We start from the raw sequence: 24,724 nt of genomic DNA, 5'->3' as shown, positions 1-24,724 counted from the left end.
GCGTGCGGCGGGTCAGGCCGCCTGGCCCTCGCGGGCAAAATAAAGGTCGTGCAGGTGGTCGAGGTTCACGTCCGCCGCGGCCTGCGAGAAGATCACCTTGCCCGAGCGCATGAGGTGCACGTCGTCCGCCACCGAGAGGGCCACGGACGTGTTCTGCTCGATGAGCACGATGGTGGTGCCCTCCGCCTTCAGGCGGCGGATGATGTCGAACACCTCCTTCACCATCACCGGGGCGAGGCCCAGCGACGGCTCGTCGATGAGAAGGATGCGCGGCTCCGCCATCAGGCCGCGGCCCATGGCCACCATCTGTGCCTCGCCGCCGGACAGGGAGCCGGCGAACTGGTGGCGCCGCTCCTTCAGCCGGGGGAACAGGGTGTACATGCGCTCCAGGTTGCTGGAGAGGCGGCCGCGGCAGCGGGTGGGATAGGCGCCGAGGCAGAGGTTCTCCTCCACGCTCATGTCGCGGAACACGAGGCGGCCTTCCGGCACCATCACCAGGCCTTCGGCCACCAGGTCCCAGGTCTTCATGAGGCCCTTGCCCTTTAGCGGCGTGCCGGAGAGCAGGATCTCGCCCTGGTGCGGGATGAGGCCGGTCAGGGCCCGCAGCAGGGTGGTCTTGCCCGCGCCGTTGGGGCCGACGATGGTGGTGAGCGCGCCTTCGCGGAACGTCACCGAGAGGTCCCACAGGACGGTGATGGCACCGTAGCCGGCGGTGAGGTTGCGGGTCTCAAGCATCCACCGTCCCCGTGTAGCTCTTCATCACCTGCGGATCGCGGAAGACCGCGTCCGGTGTGCCGTCGGCGATGAGCTGGCCGAAATTGAGCACCACCGCCCGGGTGCACAGGTTCGAGATGGTCTCGATGTCGTGCTCCACGATCACGATCGTCAGGCCGAACAGCGCGTGCAGCTCCCTCAGCTTCAGCATGAAGGTGCGTTTCGCCTGGCTTTCCAGGCCGGCCAGCACCTCGTCCAGCAGGAGGAGCTTCGGCTCGGTGGCTAGCGCCTTGGCGATCTCGAGGCGCTTCAGCTCCTGAAGCGCGAGCGTGGTGGCGGCATCCTGGTCCGCCTTGGCGGACAGGTTCATGACCTCGAGAATCTCCTCGATGCGGGCCGGATCGTGCTTTCCGGCGCCGAACACCTGCGCCACCGTCAGGTTCTCGCGCACGGTGAGGTGATGCATCGGCTGCGGGATCTGGAAGGTGCGCCCGATGCCGGCGCGCGCCCGCAGGTGCAGGGGCAGCCGGACGATGTCCTTCTCCTCGAAGAGGATGCGCCCGCGCGCCTTCACGAGGCCGGAGATGGCATTGAACAGCGTCGTCTTTCCGGCGCCGTTCGGGCCCACGAGGCCGAGGATCTCGCCCTTGGCGATGGAGAAGCTGATCCCCGACAGGGCGACGAGGCCGCCGAAGCGGACGCTGACCTCCTCAAGCCGCAGCATGCTGGCCTCCCGCGCGACGGCCGGTGAGGCGCGTCACCAGCCCGCTCATGCCGTTCGGCGCCACCAGCACCATGATGGCGAGCAGGAAGCCGAGAAGGATCTGATGCCCCACCGGGATCAGGCTCTTCGCCACCAGCTGGTCGAACAGATAGATCACCACCGCCCCGAACACCGGCCCGAGCACGCTGCGGTAGCCGCCGAACACGGCCGCGATGATGGGCATGACGCTCCAGATGCCGGAGAAGGCGTAGTCCGGCTCCAGGAAGCCGATGATGTGGGCGTTGAGCGCGCCGAACACGCCGGCGATGAAGGCCGAGAGCAGCAGCATCCAGATCTTCAGCACGAAGCTGTTCACGCCGACGACGCGGGTCGCGTCCTCGCTCTCGGCGATGGCGCGCAGCGCCGTGCCCACGTAGCTCCTGCGGACCGCCACGTAGACGGCCGCGGAGATGGCAACCGCGAGGAGCACCAGGGTATAGCTGCCGGCGCGGCTGGAGAAGTCGAGGCCGAGCACGGTGGGCAGGCCCGGATAGCGCTGGAGGCCGGCCGCGCCGCCCGTGAGCCAGGACGCCTCCGTGGCGAGGATGCGGAAGATCTGCGCGTAGGCGAGGATGGCGAGGGCAAAATAGGGGCCGGACAGGCGCAGCGCCGGCAGCATGGCGAGGGCGCTCAGCGCCGCGATCGCCCCGGCCAGCGGAATGGCGAGGAGCACGGGCACGCCCAGCTTCGCCGCCATCAGCGCCGAGGCATAGGAGCCCACCCCGAAGAAGGCGGCGTGGCCGAAGGAGACCATGCCGCCGAGATTGCCGAGCAACGCCCAGGACAGAGCGAGGCCGGCCAGGATCAGGGCCGAGATGAGCAGGCCCAGCATGTAGTTGCCGGTGCCGAGGAGAAGCGGGGCGATGGCGATGAGCGCGAGCCCGGCGAGGAGGCCGAGGTTGCGGGCGGAGACGGGTGGGGATGCGGGTGTCGCGGGCATGTCGGGGTCCTTCAGCCGCGGCGGGCGCGCGCGCCGAACAGGCCGTTCGGCAGGAAGAAGAGGACGAGCAGGAACAGCACCATGCCGGCCAGCTCCTGAAGGGCGGAAGAGGCGAGGGTGACGGTGAGCGCCTCGGTGACGCCGAGCAGCACCGCGCCGAGGAAGACCCCGGGGATGGAGCCGACGCCGGCCAGCACGGTGACGATGAAGGCCTTTACCGTGAGGGCGTGGCCCACCGCCGGCTGGATCACGCTCATGGTGTAGAGCGCCACGCCGGCGAAGCTCGCCAGCGCCCCGGCGACGAGGAACGCCACGGTCTCGATGCGCGCGGGATTGATGCCCATGAGCATGGCGGCGTTGCGGTGGGACGAGACGGCGCGCACCGCGCGGCCGTACCAGCTTTTCTTCAGCCACCACCACAGGGCGGCCATGAGCACCAGCGAGACGCCGAAGGCGATGATCTCGCCCTGCATGGCATAGAGCGGCCCGAAGGAGATGGCATCCTGCAGCACAGCTGAGGAGGTGCTGCGCATGTCGCTCTTGAAGACGAGCAGGATGGCGTTGGTGAGGATGATGCCGATGGCGAAGGTGAGGATCAGCGAGTTCAGCTCGCGGTGCTCGCGGATGCGGTCCACCAGAACGAACAGGACGAAGCTCAGCGACACCACCACGAGGAGCGCGAGGGGGATCGCCGCGTAGGGGTCGAGCCCCGTCTGCGATTCCACGAAATAGGCCATGTAGGCGGCGAGCAGCACCAGCTCGCCGTGGGCGAGGTTGATGATGCGCATGGCGCCGAAGGCGAGGGCGAGGCCGAGGGCCACCAAGGCGTAAACGCTGCCGATGAGCACGCCGGAGAACAGCGCCTGCAGGATGAGATCGGACATGGCACCTCGCGCAGTGGCGCGTCGACGGGGAGGACGGTCAGGTGGGAAAAAGGGCGCGGCGACACCCGGGGGCGCCGCCGCGCAGGGGAGGGATCACCAGGGAAGGCCGGGATAGGCGATGTCGCCGGTGGCGGACGCCTTGGGCGAGACGAGGACGATCTTGCCCTCGCGGTGCTGGCCCATGCTGAGGGCGAAGTTCGGATTGTCGCCGGTCTGGTCGAACTGCACGCGACCGAGCATGGTGGCGCGGTCGGTCTTGCGCATCTCGTCGGCGAGCCCGCCCTTGTCGAGGGTGCCGGCGGCATCCGCCCGCTGGACAGCCTCGCACAGGACCATGGTCTCCACGAAGCCGAGGGTGGAGAGGTACTCGATGTCCTTCTTGTAGGCGTCCTTGTAGATTTCGGCGAATTTCCTGCCCTCCTCGTCCTTCACCTCGACGGGGAAGGGCAGGAAGGAGGTGCCGACCACGTTGTTCATGAGGTCGGGAAATTCGGCATACATCTTCGGCGTCGCCAGAGACCAGGTGCCGACCATGAGCTTCACCTGGGGCTTCAGCACCTTCGCCGCGCGCAGGATGCCCACATAGTCGTTCTCATAGGCGGACATCATGATGATGTCCGGCTTGTCCTGGAGCTTCACCTTGTTGAGGATCGGCTTGAAGTCGGTGATGGCGGGGTCGAAATTGTGGATGGTCACCGCTATCCCCTTGGCGGTGAGGTCCTGTTCCAGACCCTTGGCGAGCAGCGCCGGCGCTTCCTTGGTGGAGGCGATGATGGACACCGCCTTCGGCTGAAGCCCGGTGATGAGGGTGGCGATGCCCTTCTGGTATCCGGCGTTGTTGTTGATGCGGAAGAAGGTCTTCAGGCCGCGGGTGGTCAGCTCGTCGCTCACAGCGCCGGCGGTGATATAGACCTTGCCGAGCTTCTCGGAGGCATCCGAGGCCGGGCCGACGATGTTGGATCCATAGCCGCCGATCACCGCGACCGCCCCTTCCGACGCCAGCTTTTCCACCGCGGAGACAGCCTTCGCCGGGGTGCTCTCGTCATCGATGATGTTGACCTTCACCCGGAGCTTCGGCACCGCCGCGTTGCAGATCTTGAGCGCAACGTTCATGCCTTCGGTGAAGGCCTGGCCGGACCGCGCCAGGGTGCCGGTGAGCGGCATGTGCGCGCCGATGACGACCTCCCTGGCCTCCTGCGCGCGGACGGCGGGCGCCGCGGCGAGGCAGAGGCCGGCGGACAGGGCGAGAGCCTGCGCCGCCGTGGCAACGGAATTGCGGATCATTCAAATCCTCCCTGAACGTGTCGAACCGATTGCTTCGGCCCGGGTCGCTTCGGTTCTGGCCGGAGGCAGGGCTGCGGCGGCCGGAGCGCGCGTCGGGCACGGGGCTTCCGCGCGGATCACGTCGCCACCGATGACACGGCGCCCCTCCCGATTTTCGCTGCACGGTTGGCTTCGTGCCGTTCGCGCCGCAGGTGTTCCCGGCGGTTGTCCGATCATTGCCACGGCCGCGGACGGCTTGTCAATTTTGCAGGATGAAATTCCGCATATCAGAACATGTGGATTTTCCTGGTATCAAGGGATGGAGAAATGACGGTTGAAATGGGTTGGATCATATGGCATCCGTCTCGTAGCGAATTAATTTGCAGACTGTAATTCTGCAATGCAGAATAATGGAGACGGGATGGAACCGGTTCGCATGGAGGCCCGGACGGGCGCTTCCGGTGGTGGCGTGGCGGTGGTCACGATCGCCAATCCGCCGGTCAATGCCCTTGCGGCGTCGGTGCGGGCGGGGCTTCTCAGGACCCTCCGCGAGGCGGAGGACGATCCCGCAGTCCGGGCCATCGTGATCGCGGCAGACGGCAAGGCGTTCATCGCAGGCGCCGACATCTCCGAGTTCGGCAAGCCGCCCGCGCCCCCCTCCCTTCCCGAAGTGCTGCAAGCCATCGAACAATGCGCCAAGCCGGTGGTGGCGGCCCTGAACGGCGTCGCCCTGGGCGGAGGAATGGAGCTGGCGCTGGCCTGCCACGGGCGGGTGGTCGCCCCTCAGGGGCAGCTCGGGCTGCCGGAGATCAAGCTCGGCCTCATTCCCGGCGCAGGCGGCACCCAGCGCCTGCCCCGCATCCTCGGCGCGGCCCCCGCCTTCGCCATGATGCTGAGCGGCGATCCGGTGGATGCGCGCAAGGCTCTTTCCCTCGGCATCGCCGATGCCCTGGCGGAGGGGGATCTCCTCGGCGCGGCATGCGCGCATGCCCTTCGGTTGGCCGATGCGGAGCACCCGCCGCGGGTGCGGGACCGTGCCGACCGGTTCTCCCCGGAGGACCGCGCCGCGTTTGAGGCGGCCGCCGCTGCGGCGCTCAAGCGCGCTTCCGGGCAGCCCAATGTGGAAGCCCTGGTCGCATCGGTGCGGGCCGCCCTCGATTTGCCCTTCGACGAGGCGCTCGCGGTGGAGCGCGCGCGCTTCCAGGCGTTGGTGGAGGACCCGCGCTCCAAGGCCCTGCGCCACCTCTTCTTCGCTGAGCGTGCTGCCGGGCGCGTCCCCGGCATCGGCCGGGAGGTGAAGGCCCGGCCCATCGAGCAGGCTGCCGTCATCGGCGCCGGCACCATGGGCGGCGGCATCGCCATGTGCTTCGCCCAGGCCGGCATCCCGGTGACGCTGATCGAGGTGAAGGCGGAGGCGCTGGACGCCGGCCTTGCACGCATCCGCGCCAATTACGAAGCCTCCGTCAAGCGCGGCTCCCTCTCGCAGGAGGAGATGGACAAGCGCCTTTCCCTCATCATCTGCGCGGTGGGCCTCGATGCGGCCGCGAGCGCCGACATGGTCGTGGAGGCCGCCTTCGAGGACATGGCCGTGAAGGCGGAGATCTTCTCCGCCCTCGATCGGGTGGCGAAGCCGGGGGCCATCCTTGCTACCAACACTTCCTATCTGGATGTGAATGCCATCGCCGCCATGACGCAGCGCCCGCAGGACGTGGTGGGGCTGCATTTCTTCAGCCCGGCCAATGTGATGCGTCTTCTGGAAGTGGTGCGCGGCGCGGCGACGGCCCCGGACGTGCTCGTCACCAGCCTCGATCTCGGCCGCCGGCTGGGCAAGCTGCCGGTGGTGGTGGGCGTGTGCTACGGCTTCGTGGGCAACCGCATGCTGGCGAAGCGCACCCAGGCGGGTGAGCGCCTGCTGCTGGCGGGGGCGCTGCCGCACGAGGTGGATGCGGCGGTGACCCAGTTCGGCTTCCGGATGGGGCCGTTCGCCATGCTGGATCTCGCCGGCATCGACATCGGCTGGCGCGCCCGCAAGGCCACCGGCGGCCGCGCCCCGGTGGCGGATGCGCTGGCGGAGCAGGGCCGCTTCGGCCAGAAAACCGGGCGCGGCTTCTACCTTTATCCGGAAGGCGCGCGCGCCGGTGTGCGGGACCCGGAGACGGAGGCCCTCATCACTTCCCTGTCGGACGCGCAGGGCATCGTCCGCCGCAGCTTCAGCGCGGAGGAGATCCTCGCCCGCCTGTTCTATCCGATGGTGAACGAGGGGGCGAAAATCCTGGAGGAGGGCATCGCCGCCCGCGCCAGCGACATCGATGCCGTGTGGGTGAATGGCTATAATTGGCCGTCCTTCACCGGCGGTCCCATGTTCTGGGCCGAAAGCGTGGGGCTGCCGAAGATCGTGGCCGCGCTGGACGCCTTCGCCGCCGAGACCGGCGATGAGACCCTGAAGCCGGCGCCGCTGCTGCGCCACCTTGCCGAGACCGGCGGCGTCTTCGCCGCCGGGGAGGGCGCGTGATGGCCGGCGAGAGGCCCCTCTGGCAGGTGCATTTTCCCGATGCCTGCGACTGGGACGCGCCCCTGGAGGTCTCCAGCCTGCCGGAGCTTCTGGCTGCCGGCGTCGCCGCGCGCGGGGAGGCGCCGGCCCTCGACTTCCGAGGCGCGAAGATCAGCTATCGCCATCTGGCGCGGGAGGTGGAGCGCCTTGCCAGCGGCCTTGCCGCGACGGGGGTAACGCGGGGCGAGAATGTGGGCCTGCTCCTGCCCAACACGCCCTATCATCCGCTCGCCTTCTTTGCCCTCACGCGCCTCGGCGCCCGGGTGGTGCATATCAGCGCCCTCGACGCGCGGCGCGAGATCACGCACAAGCTGAAGATCTCCGGCGCGCGGCGGCTCGTCACCACCAACCTTCCGGGCTTCCTGCCCGGCGCGCTGGACCAGCTCGATGCGGGCGTGGTGGACGAGGTGCTGGTCGGGGACGACGCACGCTGGGGCGTGGGCGAGGCCTTGCCTTTGCCGATGCCGGAGCAGGCCGGCGTGCGCGACCTCGCAGCTCTCTTCAGCGACGCGCCGCTTCAGGCGCCCCTGCCGTCGGTAGACGATATCGCCGTGCTGCAGTTCACGGGCGGCACCACGGGCCTGCCCAAGGCGGCCATGCTGAGCCACGGCAATCTCACCTCCGCGGTGAGCATGTACCGCGCGTGGCGCGACGGCGGCCGGCCGCTGGTGGCGGGCACCGAGAAGGTGGTGGCGGTGCTGCCGCTGTTCCACATCTATGCCCTCACCACCGTTTTGCTGCGCCATCTGCGCGACGGCAACGAGATCCTCCTGCGCCAGCGCTTCGACGTGGAAGGCCTCATCCACGACGTCGCGCAGCTGAAGGCCAGCCAGTTCTCCGGGGTGCCCACCATGTGGGTGGCGCTCATGAACCGGCCGGGCGTGGAGCAGGTGGACTTTTCCGCCCTGAAATCCTGCGTGTCGGGCGGCGCGCCCTTGCCGTTCGAGGTGCAGGCGCGGATCGAGGCGCTGGTGGGCACCCAGCTCAACAACGGCTGGGGCATGACGGAGACTGGCCCTGCCGGCTCGCGCGTGCCGAGCCATGTGCCGCGCCGGCCCGGCCTCATCGGCGTGCCGCTGCCGGGGCTCGCCATGCGCATCGTCGATATGGAGGACCCGGGCCGGCCGCTGCCCCCCGGCGAGGTGGGCGAGATCGCGATTTCCGGCCCCAACGTCTTCAAGGGCTATATGGGCGACGAGGCCGGCACGGCGGCGGTCTTCCACGACGGCTGGTTCCTCACCGGAGACATGGGCCGCATGGACGGGACCGGCCTGTTCGAGATCGTCGACCGCCGCAAGAACATGATCATCTCGTCGGGCTTCAACGTCTATCCGGCGGCGGTGGAGAACGCCATCTACGAGCATCCGGCCGTGGAAGAGGTGATCGTCATCGGCGTGCCGGACGCCTACCGCGGCCAGTCCGCCAAGGCCTATGTGAAGTTGAAGGCGGGCGCGTCTCCCTTCACGCTGGACGAGCTGACCGCGTTCCTCGCCGATCGTCTCGGCCGCCACGAGATGCCCCGCGCGCTGGAATTCCGCCAAGCGCTGCCGCGCAGTCCGGTCGGAAAGCTGTTGCCCAAGGTCCTGATGGCGGAAGCCGCCGGCGGGACGGGTGGCTCCGTCGCCAATTAAGAGCACACGAGGAAGCGTTCATGGTCGATGCCGTCATCGTCTCCACCGCGCGCACGCCCATCGGCAAGGCGCAGCGCGGTGCGCTCAACATCACCAAGGGGGCGGACATGGCCGCCCATGCCATCCGCCACGCGCTCGCCCGCGGCCAGGTGGAAGGGGGCGAGGTGGAGGAGGTGGTCCTCGGCTGCGGCTACCCGGAAGGTGCGACCGGCGGGAATGTCGCCCGGCATGCGGCCCTCGTCGCTGGCATTCCGGTGCAGTCCGCCGGCGTCACCGTGAGCCGCTTCTGTGCCTCCGGCCTTGAGGCCATCGCCCATGCCGCAAAGCGCATCGTGATGGACGGCATGCCCGTTGCGGTGGCCGGCGGCGTGGAATCCATCTCGCTGGTGCAGCCGGTGAACCGCGAGCTGTTCCGCAATGACTGGCTCATGGCGCACAAGCCGGACATCTACGTCACCATGATCGAGACCGGCGACACCGTGGCGAAGCGCTATGGGGTGACGCGCGAGGCGCAGGACGCCTTCTCCCTCGCCAGCCAGCAGCGCACGGTGCGGGGCCAGGCCGCGGGCCTGTTCGACGACGAGATCGTGCCGATCACCGTGGAGAAGGCGGTCACCGACAAGGAGACCGGCGAGACGCGGCGCGAGACGGTGACCCTCGCCGGGGATGAGGGCAACCGCCCCGACACCACGCTGGAAGGCCTTTCGAAGCTGAAGCCGGTGCGTGGCGAGGAGCATTTCGTCACCGCCGGCAACGCCAGCCAGCTCTCCGACGGCGCCTCCGCCACCGTGCTCATGTCCTCGGCCGAGGCGGCGCGGAGAGGCGCCCCCGTGCTCGGCATCTTCCGCGGCTACGCCACCGCCGGCTGCGAGCCGGACGAGATGGGCATCGGCCCCGTCCACGCGGTGCCGCGCCTGCTGGAGCGGCAGGGGCTGAAGGTGTCCGACATCGGCCTGTGGGAGCTGAACGAGGCGTTCGCCTCCCAGTCCGTCTACTGCCGTGACACGCTCGGGATCGACCCCGAGATCGTCAACGTCAACGGCGGCGCCATCTCCGTCGGCCATCCCTTCGGCATGAGCGGGGCGCGTCTCGTCGGCCACGCGGTTCTGGAAGGGCGCCGGCGCGGCGTGCGCTACGCCGTGGTCACCATGTGCATCGCCGGCGGCATGGGCGCGGCGGGCCTCATCGAAATCAATCCGGGAGCCTGAGCCATGGACCTGCGCTTCACCCCCGAAGAGACCGCCTTCCGCGAGGAGGTGCGTGCCTTCTTCCGCACCGAGATCCCGGCCGAGATCCGAGCCAAGGTCTCCGAGGGCCGCAAGCTCGCGCGCGAGGACTATGTGACCTCCCAGCGCATCCTCAACGACAAGGGCTGGGCGGTGCCCCACTGGCCGGTGGAGCATGGCGGCCAGGACTGGACCGCGGTGCAGCGCTACATCTTCATGGAGGAGCTGATGCAGGCGGCGGTGCCGCTGCCGCTGCAGTTCAACTGCCACATGGTCGGCCCGGTGATCGCCACTTTCGGCAACGAAGCACAGAAGGCCCGTTTCCTGCCGCGCATCCGGAGCCTGGAGGACTGGTGGTGCCAGGGCTTCTCCGAGCCCGGCGCCGGTTCCGACCTCGCCTCGCTGAAGACCCGCGCGGTCAAGGACGGCGACCACTACGTCATTGATGGGCAGAAGACCTGGACCACCCTCGGCCAGTATGCCGACTGGATGTTCTGCCTTGCCCGCACCGATCCGGCGGCGAAGAAGCAGGCCGGCATCTCCTTCATCCTCATTGACATGAAGAGCCCCGGCGTCACCGTGCGGCCCATCATCACCATCGACGGCCGGCACGAGGTGAACGAGGTGTTCCTCGATGCCGTGCGGGTGCCGGTGGAGAACCTGGTGGGCGAGGAGAACAAGGGCTGGGACTATGCCAAGTTCCTGCTCGCCAACGAGCGCACCGGCATCGCCCGCATCGGCATGTCGAAGGAGCGCATCGCCCGCATCAAGCGCCTCGCCAGGGCGACCCCGGCGGGCGAGGGCACCATGTGGGACGACATGGACTTCCGCTCCCGCCTCGCCTCGGTCGAGATCGAGCTGAAGGCGCTGGAGATCACGCAGATGCGTGTGGTGGCGGCGCAGGCCACGCGGGATCCGACGAAGCCTGATCCCGCCTCCTCCATCCTCAAGATCAAGGGGTCGGAGCTGCAGCAGGCGACCACGGAGCTGCTGCTGGAGCTGGCCGGCCCGCAGGCGCTGGCGGCGAGCCGCGAGGGCCTCGGCCACAACGACACGGACTCCCTGTTCGCCTGGGCGGACGCCGTGGCGCCCACCTATTTCAACCACCGCAAGGTCTCCATCTACGGCGGGTCCAACGAGATCCAGCACAATGTGATCGCCAAGGCGATCCTCGGCCTGTGAGGGAGGGCTGACCCATGGACTTCGATTTTTCCGACGAGCAGACCCTCCTCAAGGAGAGCGTCTCCCGCTGGGCGGCCGATACCTATTCCACCCTCGAGCAGCTTGCCGCCGCGCGCGCCGAGCCCCTGGGCTTTCCGGAAGCCAGATGGGCCGAGCTGGCGGAGCTGGGCCTGTTGGGCCTGCCCTTCTCCGAGGAGGACGGCGGCTTCGGCGGCGGGCCGGTGGAGATGCAGGTGGTGATGGAAGCGCTCGGTGGCGTGATGGCGCCGGAGCCCTTTCTTGCCAGCGTCATCCTCGGTGGCGGGGCGTTGCGCCTTGCCGGCAGCGCCGCACAGAAGGCGGCCCTGCTGCCGGGACTCATGGAGGGCACGGCTCGGCTCGCCTTCGCGCATTCCGAGGTGCAGGCCCGTTACGACCTCAATGACGTCGCCACCAGCGCCCGCCCCGTGGACGGCGGCTTCCGCCTGGATGGCCGCAAGTGCGTGGTGCTGAATGCCGATGCGGCGAAGACCCTGGTGGTCAGCGCCCGCACGGCCGGCGGGCGACGCGACGAGGCGGGCATCACGCTGTTCCTGGTTCCGGCCGATGCGCCGGGCGTCGCCATCGTGCCCTACGCCACGCAGGACGGCGGCCGGGCCGCGGACGTGACGCTCTCCGACGTGCTCGTGCCCGCCGACGCGGTGCTGGGCGAGATCGGCGCCGGGCTTGAGGTCATCGAGCGGGTGACGGATGGCGCCATCGCCGCGGTTTCCGCCGAGGCCGTGGGCCTCATGGATGCGCTCCACGCCCTCACCGTGGACTATCTGAAGACGCGCAAGCAGTTCGGCGTCTCCATCGGCTCGTTCCAGGCGCTCCAGCACAAGGCGGTGGACATGTTCGTGGCGCTGGAGCAGGCCCACTCCATGGCCCTCTATGCCGCCATGATGGCGGAGGCGGAGGACCCGGAAGAACGCCGGGTGGCGCTCTCCGCCGCCAAGGTGCAGATCAACCGCTCCGCTCGCTTCGTGGGGCAGACGGCGGTGCAGCTTCATGGCGGCATCGGCATGACCATGGAATACATCGGCGCGCATCATTTCCGCCGCCTCGCCATGATCGAGCTGATGTTCGGCGATACGCCCTACCACCAGCGCCGGGTCGTCGCCGCCGGCGGCCTCGTGAGCGTCGCCTGAGGGAGAAGGGGCGCCCGCAGGCGCCCCGCTTCGCATCCATCGAGGGTGTCATGAACCAGCCCGAGACCACGCCCGCAGCCGTGGCGGCCCGCCTGAAGCGGCGCATGGCGCTGCCCGTCATCGCCTCCCCCATGTTCATCATCTCCACGCCCGAGCTGGTGATCGCCCAGTGCAAGGCGGGCATCGTCGGCTCCTTTCCGGCGCTGAACGCCCGGCCCGCCGCGCTTCTGGACGAATGGCTGGCGCGCATCACCGAGGAACTGGCGGCGCATGATGCCGCCCACCCGGAGGCGCCCGCCGCGCCGTTCGCGGTGAACCAGATCGTCCATCGCTCCAACGACCGGCTGGAGCAGGACCTGGAGCTGTGCGTGAAATATCGCGTGCCCCTCGTCATCACCTCCCTGGGGGCCCGGCCCGAGGTGAACGCGGCGGTGCATGGCTATGGCGGCCTCACTTTCCATGACGTGATCAATCCCACCTTCGCCCGCAAGGCGCTGGAGAAGGGGGCGGACGGGCTCATAGCTGTGGCGGCCGGGGCGGGCGGGCATGCGGGCACGCTGTCGCCCTTCGCCTTGGTGCAGGAGATCCGCGCCTTCTTCGACGGGCCCCTGGCCCTGTCCGGCGCCATCGCCTGCGGCCGCTCCATTCTCGGGGCCGAGGCCCTGGGGGCGGACTTTGCCTATATGGGCTCGCTCTTCATCGCCACCGCGGAAGCGAATGCCTCGGACGGCTACAAGGCGGCGATCGTTGAGGGGAAGGCGGAGGATATCGTCTACACGAACCTCTTCACCGGCGTGCACGGCAACTATCTGAAGCCGTCCATCCGCAATTCCGGGCTCGATCCGGAAAATTTGCCGGCCTCCGATCCCTCCGCCATGAACTTCGGCTCCAGCCGGGTGAAGCCCTGGAAAGACATCTGGGGATCGGGCCAGGGCATCGGCGCGGTGGGGCAGGTGCTGCCGGCAGCCGAGCGGATCGCTCGGCTGAAGCAGGAATACGCCGCGGCGCGCGCCGCCCTGTGCGGCTGACCCGCCGCGTCCCGGGAGAGCGGTGGCGCCTCAGGGCGCCGGGCTTCCGTGCAGCTGGTAGATGGCGTCCACCCTGTCCTCGATCTCCGGCGTGATCGCGACGTCCAGCGTGGCGAGGTTTTCCTCCAGCTGCGCCATGGTGGTGGCGCCGATGATGTTGGCGGTCACGAAGGGACGGCTGGTGACGAAGGCGAGGGCCAGCTGCACCGGTGTGAGGCCGAGCTCCCGCGCCAGCGCCACATAGGCCCTGATGGCCTCCTCCGAGCCGGGCTTCTGGTAGCGCTGGCCCCGGTCGAACAGGGTGAGGCGGGTCCCCGCCGGCCGGGCGCCGTCGAGATATTTTCCGGTCAGGAAGCCCTGAGCGAGGGGCGAATAGGCGAGCAGGCCCACGTTCTCCCGCTCGGCGAACTCGGCAAGGCCGATCTCGTAGGTGCGGTTCAGGAGGTGATAGGAATTCTGCACCGAGGCGATGCGCGGGCCGATGCCCTTCTCCGCCGCCTTGAGGAAGCCGTGCACGCCCCAGGCGGTCTCGTTGGAGAGGCCGATGTGGCGCACCTTGCCCGCCGTCACGAGATCAGCGAGGACGCCCAGGGTGTCCTCGACGGGCACTTCGGCGCCGGTGCCGGCACCGCGCGCCGGGGTCGCCGCCCGCTGGCCGAAGAGCAGCACGCGCCGATCCGGCCAGTGGAGCTGGTAGAGGTCCACGTAATCGGTCTGGAGCCGCTTGAGCGAGGCGTCGATGGCGGCGTGGATGTTCTTCGCGTCGAGGCAGGTGGTGCTGCCGTCGGCGCGAAAATAGGTGGCGTCCGAGCGCCCCACCACCTTGGTGGCGAGGATGACCTTGTCGCGGCCGCCGCGGGCCTTCAGCCAGGTGCCGATGATGCGCTCGGTGGAGCCCTGCGTCTCAGCCATGGGTGGGATGGAATAAAGCTCTGCCGTGTCGATGAAATTGATCCCGCGGTCGCGGGCGAGGTCGAGCTGGGCGTGGCCTTCGGCTTCCGAATTCTGCTGGCCGACGGTCATGGTCCCAAGCGCGATGGAGGACACGGAAAGGCCGGTGCGCCCAAGAGGACGATACTGGAGCATGAAAGGGCTGGCTCCCGGGAAGGGGAAGGAAGAAGTCCCGCAGGAATGCCGGGGGGCGGTGGTGCCGTCAATGCGGGATGGAGGCGCATCCCGTCGGCGCGTCCGGATGGGGCACCGCAGGGCTCCGGTGCCCGAAGGCCACGGGCGCGTCCCTGCCACGGCGGCTTGGGAGATCGGCGAAGGGCGATCTGGGGGACGGACGGCGCGCCGGAGGAACCTTGTGCCTCACGCGTCCTGCCGGGAGGCGCGCTGGCGTCGAAGGTTCGAGGGAGAGTCGTTGAAGGTCTTCCGAAACAGCCGGTTGAACGTGGCGATGTCGTTGAAGCCCGCCTCGAATGCGATCTCGGAAATGTTCTTGGAATTGTTCGCCGGGTCCAGCAGCGCCTGCCGCGCAACTTGCAGCCGCGCGGAGGAAATGTGCTGGTGAAATGTGGTGCCGTGCTGCTGGAAGAGCTTCTGCAGCGTGCGCACATTCATCCGGTACTGCTCCGCCACCTGCGCTGCGCTGAAGTCGTGCTGGCTGCAATTGGCCGCGATGGTGCGAAGGATGTCCTGGAAGAGCGGCACCTTGGGGGCGCTGGTTCGCCGGCGGGCGCCCGGCGGGGGATCCGTGAAGGCGAGGGCGAGCAGGCCGAGGAGGCTGGTCTCGCACAACAGGGCCAGGGCAGGCGGGGGATTGCTGCCGAGCAGGCTGCGGGCCTGGGCCAGGAAAATGCCCAGCGCGGGGTCGTCCTGCGCAGCGATGGCGGGGGTTGCGGGTTGGCGCAGGCCATAGCGGCGCAAGGTTTCGCGCGGAATAGCGACCAGAGTCAGCTCTCCGGGACCGCAGGCGATGTCCGCGCGCGTGGCCATATGGAGCACGACCGCGCTGGACGCCGGGATGGGCGCCGGCTCTCCCCCGTCGATCGACACCAAAGAAGATTCGGCTGCCCTAAAGGCAACTGCCAACGCGCCGTCTGCCGATTCGACGCGCAGGGTGCCGGCAACTTCTGCGTGTCCTGAGGCAATCGTGACAGAATGTAACAGAACGGTGGCTAACGTTGAGGGAACGTTAACCCTCTTTTGCTCATGGCCCGGCAGGATTGTCTCGGAACCGGACCCCTCCAGTCCAGATTGGAGGGTAGTCATCGTATGTGGGACGAAATCTATACTTAAATATAGATCGTCGCACACCTCCCTGTATTTCTTCATGGTGGGTCTATTGCCCTTGGCGAATGTGGTGAACAAAAGATCAAATTGAGTCTAAAAGCAAATAGAGGTATAATAATACTCTATCTAAATTTAGATAAGGGCTTCTGTCATAAGGTATTATGAAACCTTCAACCACCTAAAAACTCAACTAACATATTGATAAATAACTATTAAATTCACTAAATGCAGAAGTGCAACACCTGCGAACAAAACAGTTGAATTCGTTTTTTGAGCATTCCCGATTCGCCGGTTGAGGAGAGGCGCCGGCCGACTGTCGCTAACGTCCCGCAGTTGTAGGCGGTCGCTTTTGCACCGCGTCAAGAATCGGGTCGCGAACCGCGGCAGTGGGATTTCCGGGCAGCTCCGTGAGGGGTCGTCCGCAACTGGGGGTGAAGATGGTCAATTCGGGCGGCACCATCCTTTCTGGCGGGAACACAGGTTCCTCGGTCAACAAGGGGCGCATGAAGGCGCTGCTCCTCAGTTCCGCGCTGGCGACGGTTCTGGCGGGCGTGATCCAGCCGGGCGTGGCGCGGGCGGATTGCTCGCAGACGCTCGGCCTGAGCGTCACGGTGACGTGCACCGGTACGGACAGTAACGGGTTCAGTGGCGGTGCTATAAATAATACGACAGTCAACGCCGGGCCGGGCGTAATCGTCCAGTCGGCCGCCGGTCCTAACGGGTCCGCGCTGAACATCGTCACCGGTGGCTCAATCACCAGCAATAACACCGCTGCATCTTTCACTGGAAATGCAAACGGCGTCATCTACACCGCCACGACCGGAAACATCACTGCCAACAACTTCACCGGCAGCGCCGCCGGTGGCACCAACGGGCTGAATTTCACCAGTCTGCTCGGCACCATCACCATGACCGGGTTTGGTGGGTCGGCCAGCGGCGGCAGCGGCGACGGCATCCATCTCTCCGGCACCTCGGGCGTCACCTTTTCCTCCACCCCGTCCGCCTTCGTGACCGGCGGCACGAACGGCCTCGCCTTTACCAGCCTTGGGACGGTCGGCGTCACCACTGTGGGTGGCTACTTCGGTGGCACGAATGGGGATGGCGCGAACCTGGCCGGTCAGACGGTCAATCTCACGTCGACCAACACCGTCTTCGTGGGCGGCACGGACGGCGTCGACGCCTCCGGCGCCAATGTGAACCTGGGCTTCACCGGCGGCGCGGCCATTGGCACTTCGGGCGATGGCATCAAGGCGACCGCGCTTGGCGTTGCCGTCGGCCAGACCACGTTCGGCGCTACCTCCACCGTTGCCACCAACGGCACGCTGGTGTCCGGCGGCACCAACGGCATCAACGCCACCTCCTCCGCCATCGGACTGGGCGGGGGCGGCGTGGATACGCTCACCCATGTCACGGCCAATGGCGGGGCGGTCACCGGCGGCACCGGGGCCGGCATCTTCGCCTCCTCCATCACCGCTCCCCTGAGCGGGGCGCCGAAGACCGCGACCACGACGGTTGAAGGCAGCGCGGACGTTACCGGCGGCGCCAACGGCATCTTCGCCCTTTCGGGCAGCCTCAACGGCAATGCCAACACCACCGTGGACGTGTCCGGCGACGTGAAGGGCACCAACGGCAACGGCATCGTCGCCATCGGCGCCAGCGTCGGCGACATCACCACCCTGCCGAACATCAACATCAACGATCCGTCGACGTTCAACAATATCGCGGGCACCGGCAAGGCCACCGTCCACGTCACCACCGAGGACAACGTCACCGCCAACAACGGCACCGGCATCCTCGCGCTCGGCATCGGCACCGGCAACGACGTGAACGTCAATGCCAAGGACAATGTGGACGCCACCGGCGGCTTCGGCGTGCTGGCTGGCTCCGTGGGCACCGGCGGTACGGTGGTGGTGAAGACCAAGGACGTGTCCGGCACCCAGGGCGGCGTGCTCGGCTTCAACACCGACGGCAACACCACCGTCACCACCAACGGCACGGTGGAAGTGGCGCAGGGCGGCCTCATCGGCGTCGGCGCCATTTCCAACAACGGCAACGCCACGGTGAACTTCTCCGGCGTGATCGACCCGCCGCTGATCGGCGCCGGCGCGCTGGCCATCGGTTCCGGCACGGCCACCACCAACACCTCCGGCAACATCGATGCCGACCTGATCGGCGTCATCGCCCTCAATGTGGGTGACGGCAAGGTGAGGGTGGACAACAGCGCCACCGTGGAATCCAGCGTGGGTGTCAACCCGCTCGTCGGCGTCGCCGGCGTCAAGGTCGGCAACAACAATGCCGGCGCCGGTGCCGATGTGGACGTCCAGAACAAGGGCGTGGTCGAGGACTACCAGGTGGGTGTGCTCGGCCTCGCGGTCGGCAACGGCAACGACGTGACGGTGAAGAACCAGGGCGTCGTCTCGGCCGGCTTCCTCGGCGTCGGCGGCATCGTGGTGGGCGACGGCACGGGTGTGGAGACGGTCAAGGTGACCAACTCCGGCGCCGTCGACACCGGCGGCATCGGCGTGCTCGGCGCGGCCATCGACACCAACAATTCCGGCCTCGGCACCAACGTCAACGTGAACAATTCCGGCGCCATCTCCGGCGGCTTCCTCGGGGTGGCCGGCGTGGCGGTGGGCCCCGGCACGGGCACCACTGTGACGGTTCAGAACTCCGGTGCCATCAGCAACAACGCCGGCATCGGCGTCGGCGCCTTCGCGCTCGGCACCGACCACACGGTGACCCTCGCCAACCAGGGCGCGGTGAATGCCGACGTGGGCGGCGTCATCGGCGTGGTGGTCGGCAGCAGCGGCAACCTCGGGGTCACCAATTCCGGCGCCATCACCACCCAGGGCGCGGCGGTCGCCGGCCTCGTGGTGGGCGACGACGGCCAGGTGAAGGTCACCAACGCCGGCGCCATCACCGGCGGTGTGCTGGGTGTGGGCGGCGTGGTGGTCGGCAACAACACCACCAACATCCCGGTCACCGTGGAGGTCAAGAACTCCGCGGCCATCACCAATGACGGCATCGGCGTGCTGGGTGGTGGCATCGGCGACAACCAGGTGGTCAAGGTCTCCACCTCCGGTGCCGTCGACAGCGGCATCCTCGGCGTGGGCGGCTTCAGCATCGGCGCCAACGGGAATGTGGACGTGAAGACCACGGCCGCCGTGACCTCGGGCGGCGCGGGCGTGGTCGGCGCCGGCCTCGGCGACGGCTCGGTGGTGAAGGTCACCGCGGGCGAGCAGGTGGACGGCAAGTACCTCGGCGTCGGCGGCCTGATCAGTGGCACCGGCTCCTCGCTCGCCATCGTGACCGAGGACAAGGTCACCTCCTCCGACGGCTTCGGCGTCGCCGGCCTCGGCATCGGCACGGGGCAGACCATCAACGTGACGACCCAGCAGGAGGTGCAGGGCAAGTACCTCGGCGTCGGGGCCCTCATCCTCGGCCAGGGCGACGTGACGGTCGAGACCCAGGACAAGGTCACCTCTTCTGACGGCTTCGGCGTCTTCGGTGGCGCCATCGGCTCCGGCCCCAGCACCGTCCAGGTGACGACGCTGGACGAGGTGAGCGGCAAGCTGCTCGGCGTCGGCGGCGCCATCGGCGGCGACGGTTCCACCCTCGACATCGTGACCAAGGACAAGGTGACCTCTTCCGGCGGCTTTGGTGTCGCGGGCCTGTCCTTCGGTGACGGCAACACCGTGAACGTCACCACCGAGAAGACGGTGGACGGCAAGTATCTCGGCGTCGGCGCCCTGGCCTTCGGCAACACGGCGGTCACCGTCGAGACCAAGGACAAGGTGACCTCCTCGGACGGCTTCGGCGTGTTCGGCGGCTCCATCGGCTCCGGCGTGAGCACCGTGAAGGTGACCACCGACCAGACCGTGGACGGCAAGTACCTCGGCGTCGGCGGCGTGCTGGGCGCGACCGGCGGCAGCCTCGACATCGTGACCAAGGAGAAGGTGACCTCGTCCGACGGGTTCGGTGTCGCGGCCCTGTCCTTCGGCGACGGCAACACGGTGAACGTCACCACCGAGAAGACGGTGGACGGCAAGCTCCTCGGCGTCGGCGCCCTGGCCTTCGGCAACACGGCGGTCACCGTCGAGACCAAGGACAAGGTGACGTCCTCGGACGGCTTCGGCGTGTTCGGCGGCTCCATCGGCTCCGGCGTGAGCACCGTGAAGGTGACCACCGACCAGACCGTGGACGGCAAGTACCTTGGCGTCGGCGGCGTGCTGGGCGCGACCGGCGGCAGCCTCGACATCACCACCAAGAAGGCGGAGACCTCCACCGACGGCTTCGGTGTCGCCGCGCTCGCCTTCGGCGACGGCAACACCGTGAAGGTGACCACCGAGGACACCGTGCTGGGCAACCTGCTCGGCGTGGGGGCTCTGAGCTTCGGAGACAACGTGAACCTCAACGTTCACACCCTCGCGGCGGTGACGGCCACCAACGGGGTTGGCGTGCTCGGCGGCTCGGTGGGCAACGGCGGCACGGTGACGGTCGTCACCGATGGCACGGTGAACGCGACCGTGGCCGGCGTGGTCGGCTTCAATACCGGCGGCCAGACCGACGTGACGGTGAACCAGAAGGTCTCCGTGGCGTCCGGCGGCCTCGTGGGCGCGGCCGCCATCGGCGGCGGCTCCGGCAACGCCACCCTCAACATCAACGCCGTGATCGATCCGCCGATCGTCGGCGGCGCGGCGGTGACCATCGGCTCCGGCACGGCGATCGCCAATGTGAACGCCGAGGTGCAGGCGACGGGCATCGGCATCGTCGGCGCCAACATCGGCAACGGCGCCATCGACGTGAACATCAACGCCGGTGGCACCATCAAGTCCGACGGCATCGGCGTCGCCACCTTCAAGCTGGGCGACGGCCCGACCACCATCGACGTGGATGCGGCCATCGGCGGCCTCAGCCAGGCGGCCACCGGCGGCGACGGCATCTTCGCCCTGGCCTTCGGCGAGAGCCCGATCACCATCAACACCACCGCCAACGGCACCATCAATGCGGGTGACGACGGCATCTCGGTGGGCCACGTGGGCGGCGGCAACATCGCCATCACCACCAACGGCGTGATCACCGCCGGCGACGAGGGCATCCAGGTGCTCAGCCTCGCGCTGACCTCCGGCGACGTCACCGTCACCAACAACGCGGCCATCACCGCCGGCGACAACGGCATCTTCATCCTGAAGGGCGGCAACGGTGCGGTGGCGGTCAACGCCAACGCCAACATCACCTCCACCACCGCCAACGGCATCGAGGCGAACGCCATCGGTGGCGCGGGCGACGTGACGGTGAAGCTCGCGACCAACAAGATCATCTCCGCCCAGGACTACGGCATCATCGCCACCAAGTCCCTCGGGGATGGCAACGTGCTGGTCCAGACCGGGCTCGACACCACCATCACCGCCGGCGCCGGCATCTTCGCCGGCCACTTCGGCGGCACCGGCAACACCACCGTCATCACCGGCCCGAACAGCTTCATCTTCGCCGGCTCCACCGGCATCGAGGCCCAGTCCATCGGCACCTCGGGCGACGTGAACGTGACGACGGGCATCAACAGCTTCCTGCAGGCAGGTGGCGACGGCGTCGTCGCCGGCAAGTTCGCCGGCACGGGCGATGTCTTCGTCACCACCGGCACCGGCGGCCGGATCTATGCCGGCGACGACGGCATCACGGCGACCAACTTCGCCTTCGGCCCCGGCAACGACGTGACCGTCTCCACCGGCGGCCTCTCCATCACCTCGGGCGCCGACAAGGGCATCCGCGCCGGCGGCTGGGACGATGTGACGATCAACACCGGCGCCTACTCCATCGTGCGCGGCGACGGGGATGAGAACGGGGTCGGCAACGGCATCCGCATCTTCTCCGCGGACACGGCCACCGTGAACGTGGGTGACAACGGCGCCGTCATCGGCTCCGGCAAGAGCTGGTCGCAGGCGGTGATCTCCATCGACAGCGATGTCGCCACCAACATCAACGTCGGCGCCGGCGCGCTCGTCAGCTCCTGGAGCTACCAGGGCGGCAACAACCTGCCGGGCCTGATCGTGGCGGCGAGCGACATCGTGATCGACACGGATGGCGGTGCCACCACCATCACCAACAACGGCACCATCATCGGCCGCGTCGGCCTCACCAACAACGACGACACCTTCAACAACCTGTCGTCGAACACCTGGGTCACCGTCGGCAACAACTACTTCGGTGGCGGCAACGACACCGTGAACAACACCGGCCGCGTCGTCACGGCGCTGCAGGGCGCGGTGGCCGAGACCACCAGCTTCAACAGCCTCGAGACCTTCAACAACGGCGACCCGGCCTTTGTGCAGGCGGGCCTGCTGACGATGATCGACGAGACCCCCGGGCAGATCGCCTGGAACGGCACCCGCGACGTGACCTACGTGAGCGGGGTGTTCAACGGGGTCGGCAACAGCGCCGTGGGCCTCGATAGCTACCTCGGAGCGGCGGGGTCCACCTCCGACGTGCTGGCCATCGGCGGCCTGGACGTGAACGGGAACCCGATCAACGGCCTCGTCACCCCCGGCCAGACGGCCCTCGTCATCCACGACGTCAACACCGGGCCCGGCTCCTTCAATCTCGCGGGCATCAAGGTGGTGGACGTCCAGGATCCGACCGGCGTCACCTACGGCAAGTACGATCCCAACAACCCCGCGAGCTTCGTGATCTCGTCGGCCTCCGACAACTATTCCTCGAAGTTCGGCGGCGTGATCGACAAGGGCCTGTTCTTCTACGACCTGGCGGTGATCGGGAACGACCAGTACCTGATCGGCCTGCCCGACGTGGAAGTGTTCCAGCTGCCCAAGCTCGTCACCGGCGCCCAGAGCGTCTGGCAGGAGACTACCGGCGTGTGGCTCGACCGTCAGGCCGACCTGCGCACCTACCTGCAGGGCACTACGACGACCCTGGTCACCAAGGAAGGCGTGAAGGCCGTCGCTGGCCAGCCGGCCTCCGTCACCCCCGGCATCTGGGGCAAGGTGGTGGGCAGCTGGGGCTCTCGTGATGCGTCCGACAGCTTCTCCGCCTTCGGCCACACCTACGGCTTCGACACCGGCTACAGCCAGAACACCTACGGCTTCATGGCGGGTGCCGACTTCGGCAAGGAAGGTGTCGGATCTCCGGACGGGACGCTCCTGTTCGGTGTCCTCGGCGGCTACGTGACCTCGAACCTGTCGTTCGATGTCGCGCCCAACTCGGCCGACTACTCGGGCGGCACGGTGGGTGCCTACGCCACCTACCTCAACGCCAACTGGTTCATTGACGCTCTGTTCAAGGCGGACTTCCTGTCCATGGACTACAACGCGCCGACGCTGCTCGGGGCGGGGTACTTCGGGCAGTCCTCGGACGTGCGGAACCTCGGCTTCGTGCTCGACACGGGCTACCGCATGAAGTGGGGCGCGACCGGCTTCTTCGAGCCCCTCGCCACCCTGAGCTATGTGAACACCAACATTGGCAACCTCGCGCTCGGGGGCGGCACCTTCGCCGACTTCGGCAACAACGACAGCCTGCGCGGCAGCATCGGCGCCCGGGTCGGCATGCAGGCCTTCGATGCCCAGACCTACTGGGTCGAGGCGAGCCTGACCGGTCGCCTGTGGTACGAGTTCCTGGGCAACAACTCGGTCACGCTGTTCAACCCCGGCGTGCCCTTCATCGCCACCGACACGTTCGACGGCGCGTTCGGCGAACTCGGCGTGGGTGTCAATGTGTTCGGCAAGGGCAACGGCTGGAACGGCTTCACCAATGCAAGCGTGAAGTTCGGTGACAGCTACACGGCCGGCAGCGCCCGGGGTGGTGTCCGCTACCAGTGGTGAGCGAAACCTGACGAAACGCAGGAGAAGGCGGCAAACCTCAAGGGGTTTGCCGCCCTTTCCATCTTCAACAGGAGCCGCGTCGCCTGAGAGCAAGGGCGGGTCTTCCCACCGGCCATCGGCGCGCGCAAGACAGCCCGGAGACGTCCGTGACCCCCATCCAGACCGTGAAGACCAGCATCGTCGGCCTGTCGCTGCTGCTGGCCGGCGCCGTGGCCGTGCCCCTGCTCTCGGGCTACGCGACGGTTGCCGAGGCTCAGCAAGCGCCGCAGCAGGCCACGCGGACCGCCCAGGCGGCGGCGCCCGCCGGCCCGGTGAAGACCGAGACGACGAGCTTCGACAATTGGATCCTCACTTGCCAGGAAGTGCCGCCCGCGGCTGGCGCGAAGACCGGAAGGAAGACCTGCTGGGCCGTGATGCGGGTGACCGAGGCCAAGTCGAGCCAGGTGGTTCTTGTCCTCAAGCTCGGCCGCGATGGCAAGGACGTGCCGACGCTTGCCGTGACCACGCCGACCGGCGTGTTCGTCCGCGACGGGCTGGACCTGACGCTGGGCCAGAGCACGCGCAAGCTGGCCTATCAGTGGTGCGGCCCGAAGGAATGCGAGGCGAGCGCCGCCTACGACCAGGCGTTCGCCAACGACCTCGCGGCCAACAAGGAAGCGACCCTTAGCTTCCGCATCCAGGACGGCCGGCAGGTGAATGTGAAGGTGGCGCTCAACGGCGTCGACAAGGTGCTGGCCAGCCTGAAGAAGAGCTGATCCCGAAGCCTTCCGCGCAGCGTGCGGCCGGGCTTGGCGGCACGCTGCGCCCTGCGCGCGCTATTTCAGGCGGGAGAGCAGGGCCAGCAACTGGTCGCGCTCGTCAGCCGCCAGGGGGGCGAGGGTCTCCTCGGTGATCTCCCGGGCGAGGGGCGTCGACCGTTCGGTGAGGCGCGCGCCGTCCTCGGTGAGGGCCACGACGAGGCGGCGGCCGTCCTCCGGGTCTGGGCGGGTCTCCACCAGCCCGCGTTTCACCAGGCGATCCACCACGCCCTTGATGGTGGCGGCATCCATGGCGGTGAGCCGGCCCAGCAGGTTCTGCGAGCATGGCCCCTTCTCGAACAGCTTGGCGAGCGCCGCCCATTGGGTGGAGGTGAGATCCTCCCCCATGCGGGCGCCGAAGATCGTGGTGTGCCGCTGCATCACCTGCCGCAGCACGAATCCCACCTGATCGTCGAGGATGTAGACGTCCCCCGCGGTTTTCCTGCGGCGGCGCCGCGCGCCGGTCTCCACCTTGATGCTCACCCCTCGGCCCCCGTTCTCGCCCATCCGCC

16 protein-coding genes are annotated in these 24,724 nt (G+C 68.0%); 8 read left to right on the top strand and 8 right to left on the bottom strand.

Annotated elements, in window-relative coordinates; all coding sequences use genetic code 11:
* Positions 1-12 precede the first annotated feature (12 nt).
* The 5 genes from V5F59_RS20140 to V5F59_RS20120 all read right to left on the bottom strand — a co-directional run bounded on the left by V5F59_RS20140 (position 13) and on the right by V5F59_RS20120 (position 4,585).
* Complete coding sequence (locus V5F59_RS20140) at positions 13-735, bottom strand: ABC transporter ATP-binding protein (RefSeq protein ID WP_393976990.1); 723 nt, start codon at positions 733-735, stop codon at positions 13-15.
* Positions 728-1,438 carry an ABC transporter ATP-binding protein gene (locus tag V5F59_RS20135; RefSeq protein WP_393976988.1) on the bottom strand — a complete coding sequence of 237 codons (711 nt, stop codon included), beginning with the start codon at positions 1,436-1,438 and terminating at the stop codon, positions 728-730. Before V5F59_RS20135 ends, V5F59_RS20140 begins: the two co-directional genes overlap by 8 nt.
* Positions 1,425-2,417 carry a branched-chain amino acid ABC transporter permease gene (locus V5F59_RS20130; protein WP_393976986.1) on the bottom strand — a complete coding sequence of 331 codons (993 nt, stop codon included), beginning with the start codon at positions 2,415-2,417 and terminating at the stop codon, positions 1,425-1,427. Before V5F59_RS20130 ends, V5F59_RS20135 begins: the two co-directional genes overlap by 14 nt.
* A gap of 11 nt (positions 2,418-2,428) precedes the next feature.
* Complete coding sequence (locus V5F59_RS20125) at positions 2,429-3,301, bottom strand: branched-chain amino acid ABC transporter permease (protein ID WP_393976984.1); 873 nt, start codon at positions 3,299-3,301, stop codon at positions 2,429-2,431.
* Between the two features lie 93 nt (positions 3,302-3,394).
* A complete protein-coding gene (locus tag V5F59_RS20120; protein WP_393976982.1) occupies positions 3,395-4,585 on the bottom strand; it encodes an ABC transporter substrate-binding protein in 1,191 nt (396 codons plus the stop codon).
* A gap of 400 nt (positions 4,586-4,985) precedes the next feature.
* Here V5F59_RS20120 and V5F59_RS20115 point away from each other — a divergent pair, with 400 nt between their 5' ends.
* From V5F59_RS20115 to V5F59_RS20090, 6 genes are read left to right on the top strand one after another with little or no spacing between them, the layout of a single operon-like run.
* Positions 4,986-7,076 (top strand): 3-hydroxyacyl-CoA dehydrogenase NAD-binding domain-containing protein, encoded by a 2,091-nt coding sequence (locus V5F59_RS20115; protein WP_393976980.1) that lies wholly within the window; start codon positions 4,986-4,988, stop codon positions 7,074-7,076.
* A complete protein-coding gene (locus tag V5F59_RS20110; RefSeq protein WP_393976978.1) occupies positions 7,076-8,746 on the top strand; it encodes an AMP-binding protein in 1,671 nt (556 codons plus the stop codon). Before V5F59_RS20115 ends, V5F59_RS20110 begins: the two co-directional genes overlap by 1 nt.
* Positions 8,747-8,766: 20 nt before the next feature.
* On the top strand, positions 8,767-9,954 hold the full coding sequence (locus V5F59_RS20105) for an acetyl-CoA C-acyltransferase (RefSeq protein ID WP_393976976.1): 1,188 nt from the start codon (positions 8,767-8,769) through the stop codon (positions 9,952-9,954).
* 3 nt (positions 9,955-9,957) lie between these two features.
* Complete coding sequence (locus V5F59_RS20100; RefSeq protein WP_393976974.1) at positions 9,958-11,154, top strand: acyl-CoA dehydrogenase family protein; 1,197 nt, start codon at positions 9,958-9,960, stop codon at positions 11,152-11,154.
* A gap of 14 nt (positions 11,155-11,168) precedes the next feature.
* Positions 11,169-12,323, top strand: a complete 1,155-nt coding sequence (locus tag V5F59_RS20095; RefSeq protein WP_393976972.1) for an acyl-CoA dehydrogenase family protein — start codon at positions 11,169-11,171, stop codon at positions 12,321-12,323.
* Between the two features lie 50 nt (positions 12,324-12,373).
* Entirely contained in the window at positions 12,374-13,351 is a 978-nt protein-coding gene (locus V5F59_RS20090; protein WP_393976970.1) for an NAD(P)H-dependent flavin oxidoreductase, read from the top strand.
* A 30-nt stretch (positions 13,352-13,381) separates the two neighbouring features.
* Here the strand turns inward: V5F59_RS20090 and V5F59_RS20085 are convergent, their stop codons facing one another.
* Positions 13,382-14,437, bottom strand: coding sequence for an aldo/keto reductase (locus V5F59_RS20085; protein ID WP_393976968.1), 1,056 nt, complete (start codon positions 14,435-14,437; stop codon positions 13,382-13,384).
* A gap of 225 nt (positions 14,438-14,662) precedes the next feature.
* Positions 14,663-15,349 (bottom strand): helix-turn-helix domain-containing protein, encoded by a 687-nt coding sequence (locus V5F59_RS20080; RefSeq protein WP_509211118.1) that lies wholly within the window; start codon positions 15,347-15,349, stop codon positions 14,663-14,665.
* Positions 15,350-16,089: 740 nt separating this feature from the next.
* On the opposite strand from V5F59_RS20080, the gene V5F59_RS20075 reads away from it, so the two are divergent.
* A complete protein-coding gene (locus tag V5F59_RS20075; RefSeq protein ID WP_509211117.1) occupies positions 16,090-23,415 on the top strand; it encodes a beta strand repeat-containing protein in 7,326 nt (2,441 codons plus the stop codon).
* Between the two features lie 146 nt (positions 23,416-23,561).
* A complete protein-coding gene (locus tag V5F59_RS20070) occupies positions 23,562-24,170 on the top strand; it encodes an invasion associated locus B family protein (RefSeq protein WP_393976962.1) in 609 nt (202 codons plus the stop codon).
* Between the two features lie 60 nt (positions 24,171-24,230).
* On the opposite strand, the gene V5F59_RS20065 is transcribed toward V5F59_RS20070, so the two are convergent.
* Positions 24,231-24,719, bottom strand: coding sequence for a MarR family winged helix-turn-helix transcriptional regulator (locus V5F59_RS20065; protein ID WP_393976960.1), 489 nt, complete (start codon positions 24,717-24,719; stop codon positions 24,231-24,233).
* Positions 24,720-24,724 lie beyond the last annotated feature (5 nt).

Origin of the sequence: Xanthobacter nonsaccharivorans (assembly GCF_043194755.2) — a bacterium.
Lineage (GTDB): Bacteria > Pseudomonadota > Alphaproteobacteria > Rhizobiales > Xanthobacteraceae > Xanthobacter > Xanthobacter autotrophicus_G.
The sequence above is the reverse complement of the archived record's forward strand: the minus strand, read 5'-3'. Positions and strand labels throughout refer to the sequence as shown.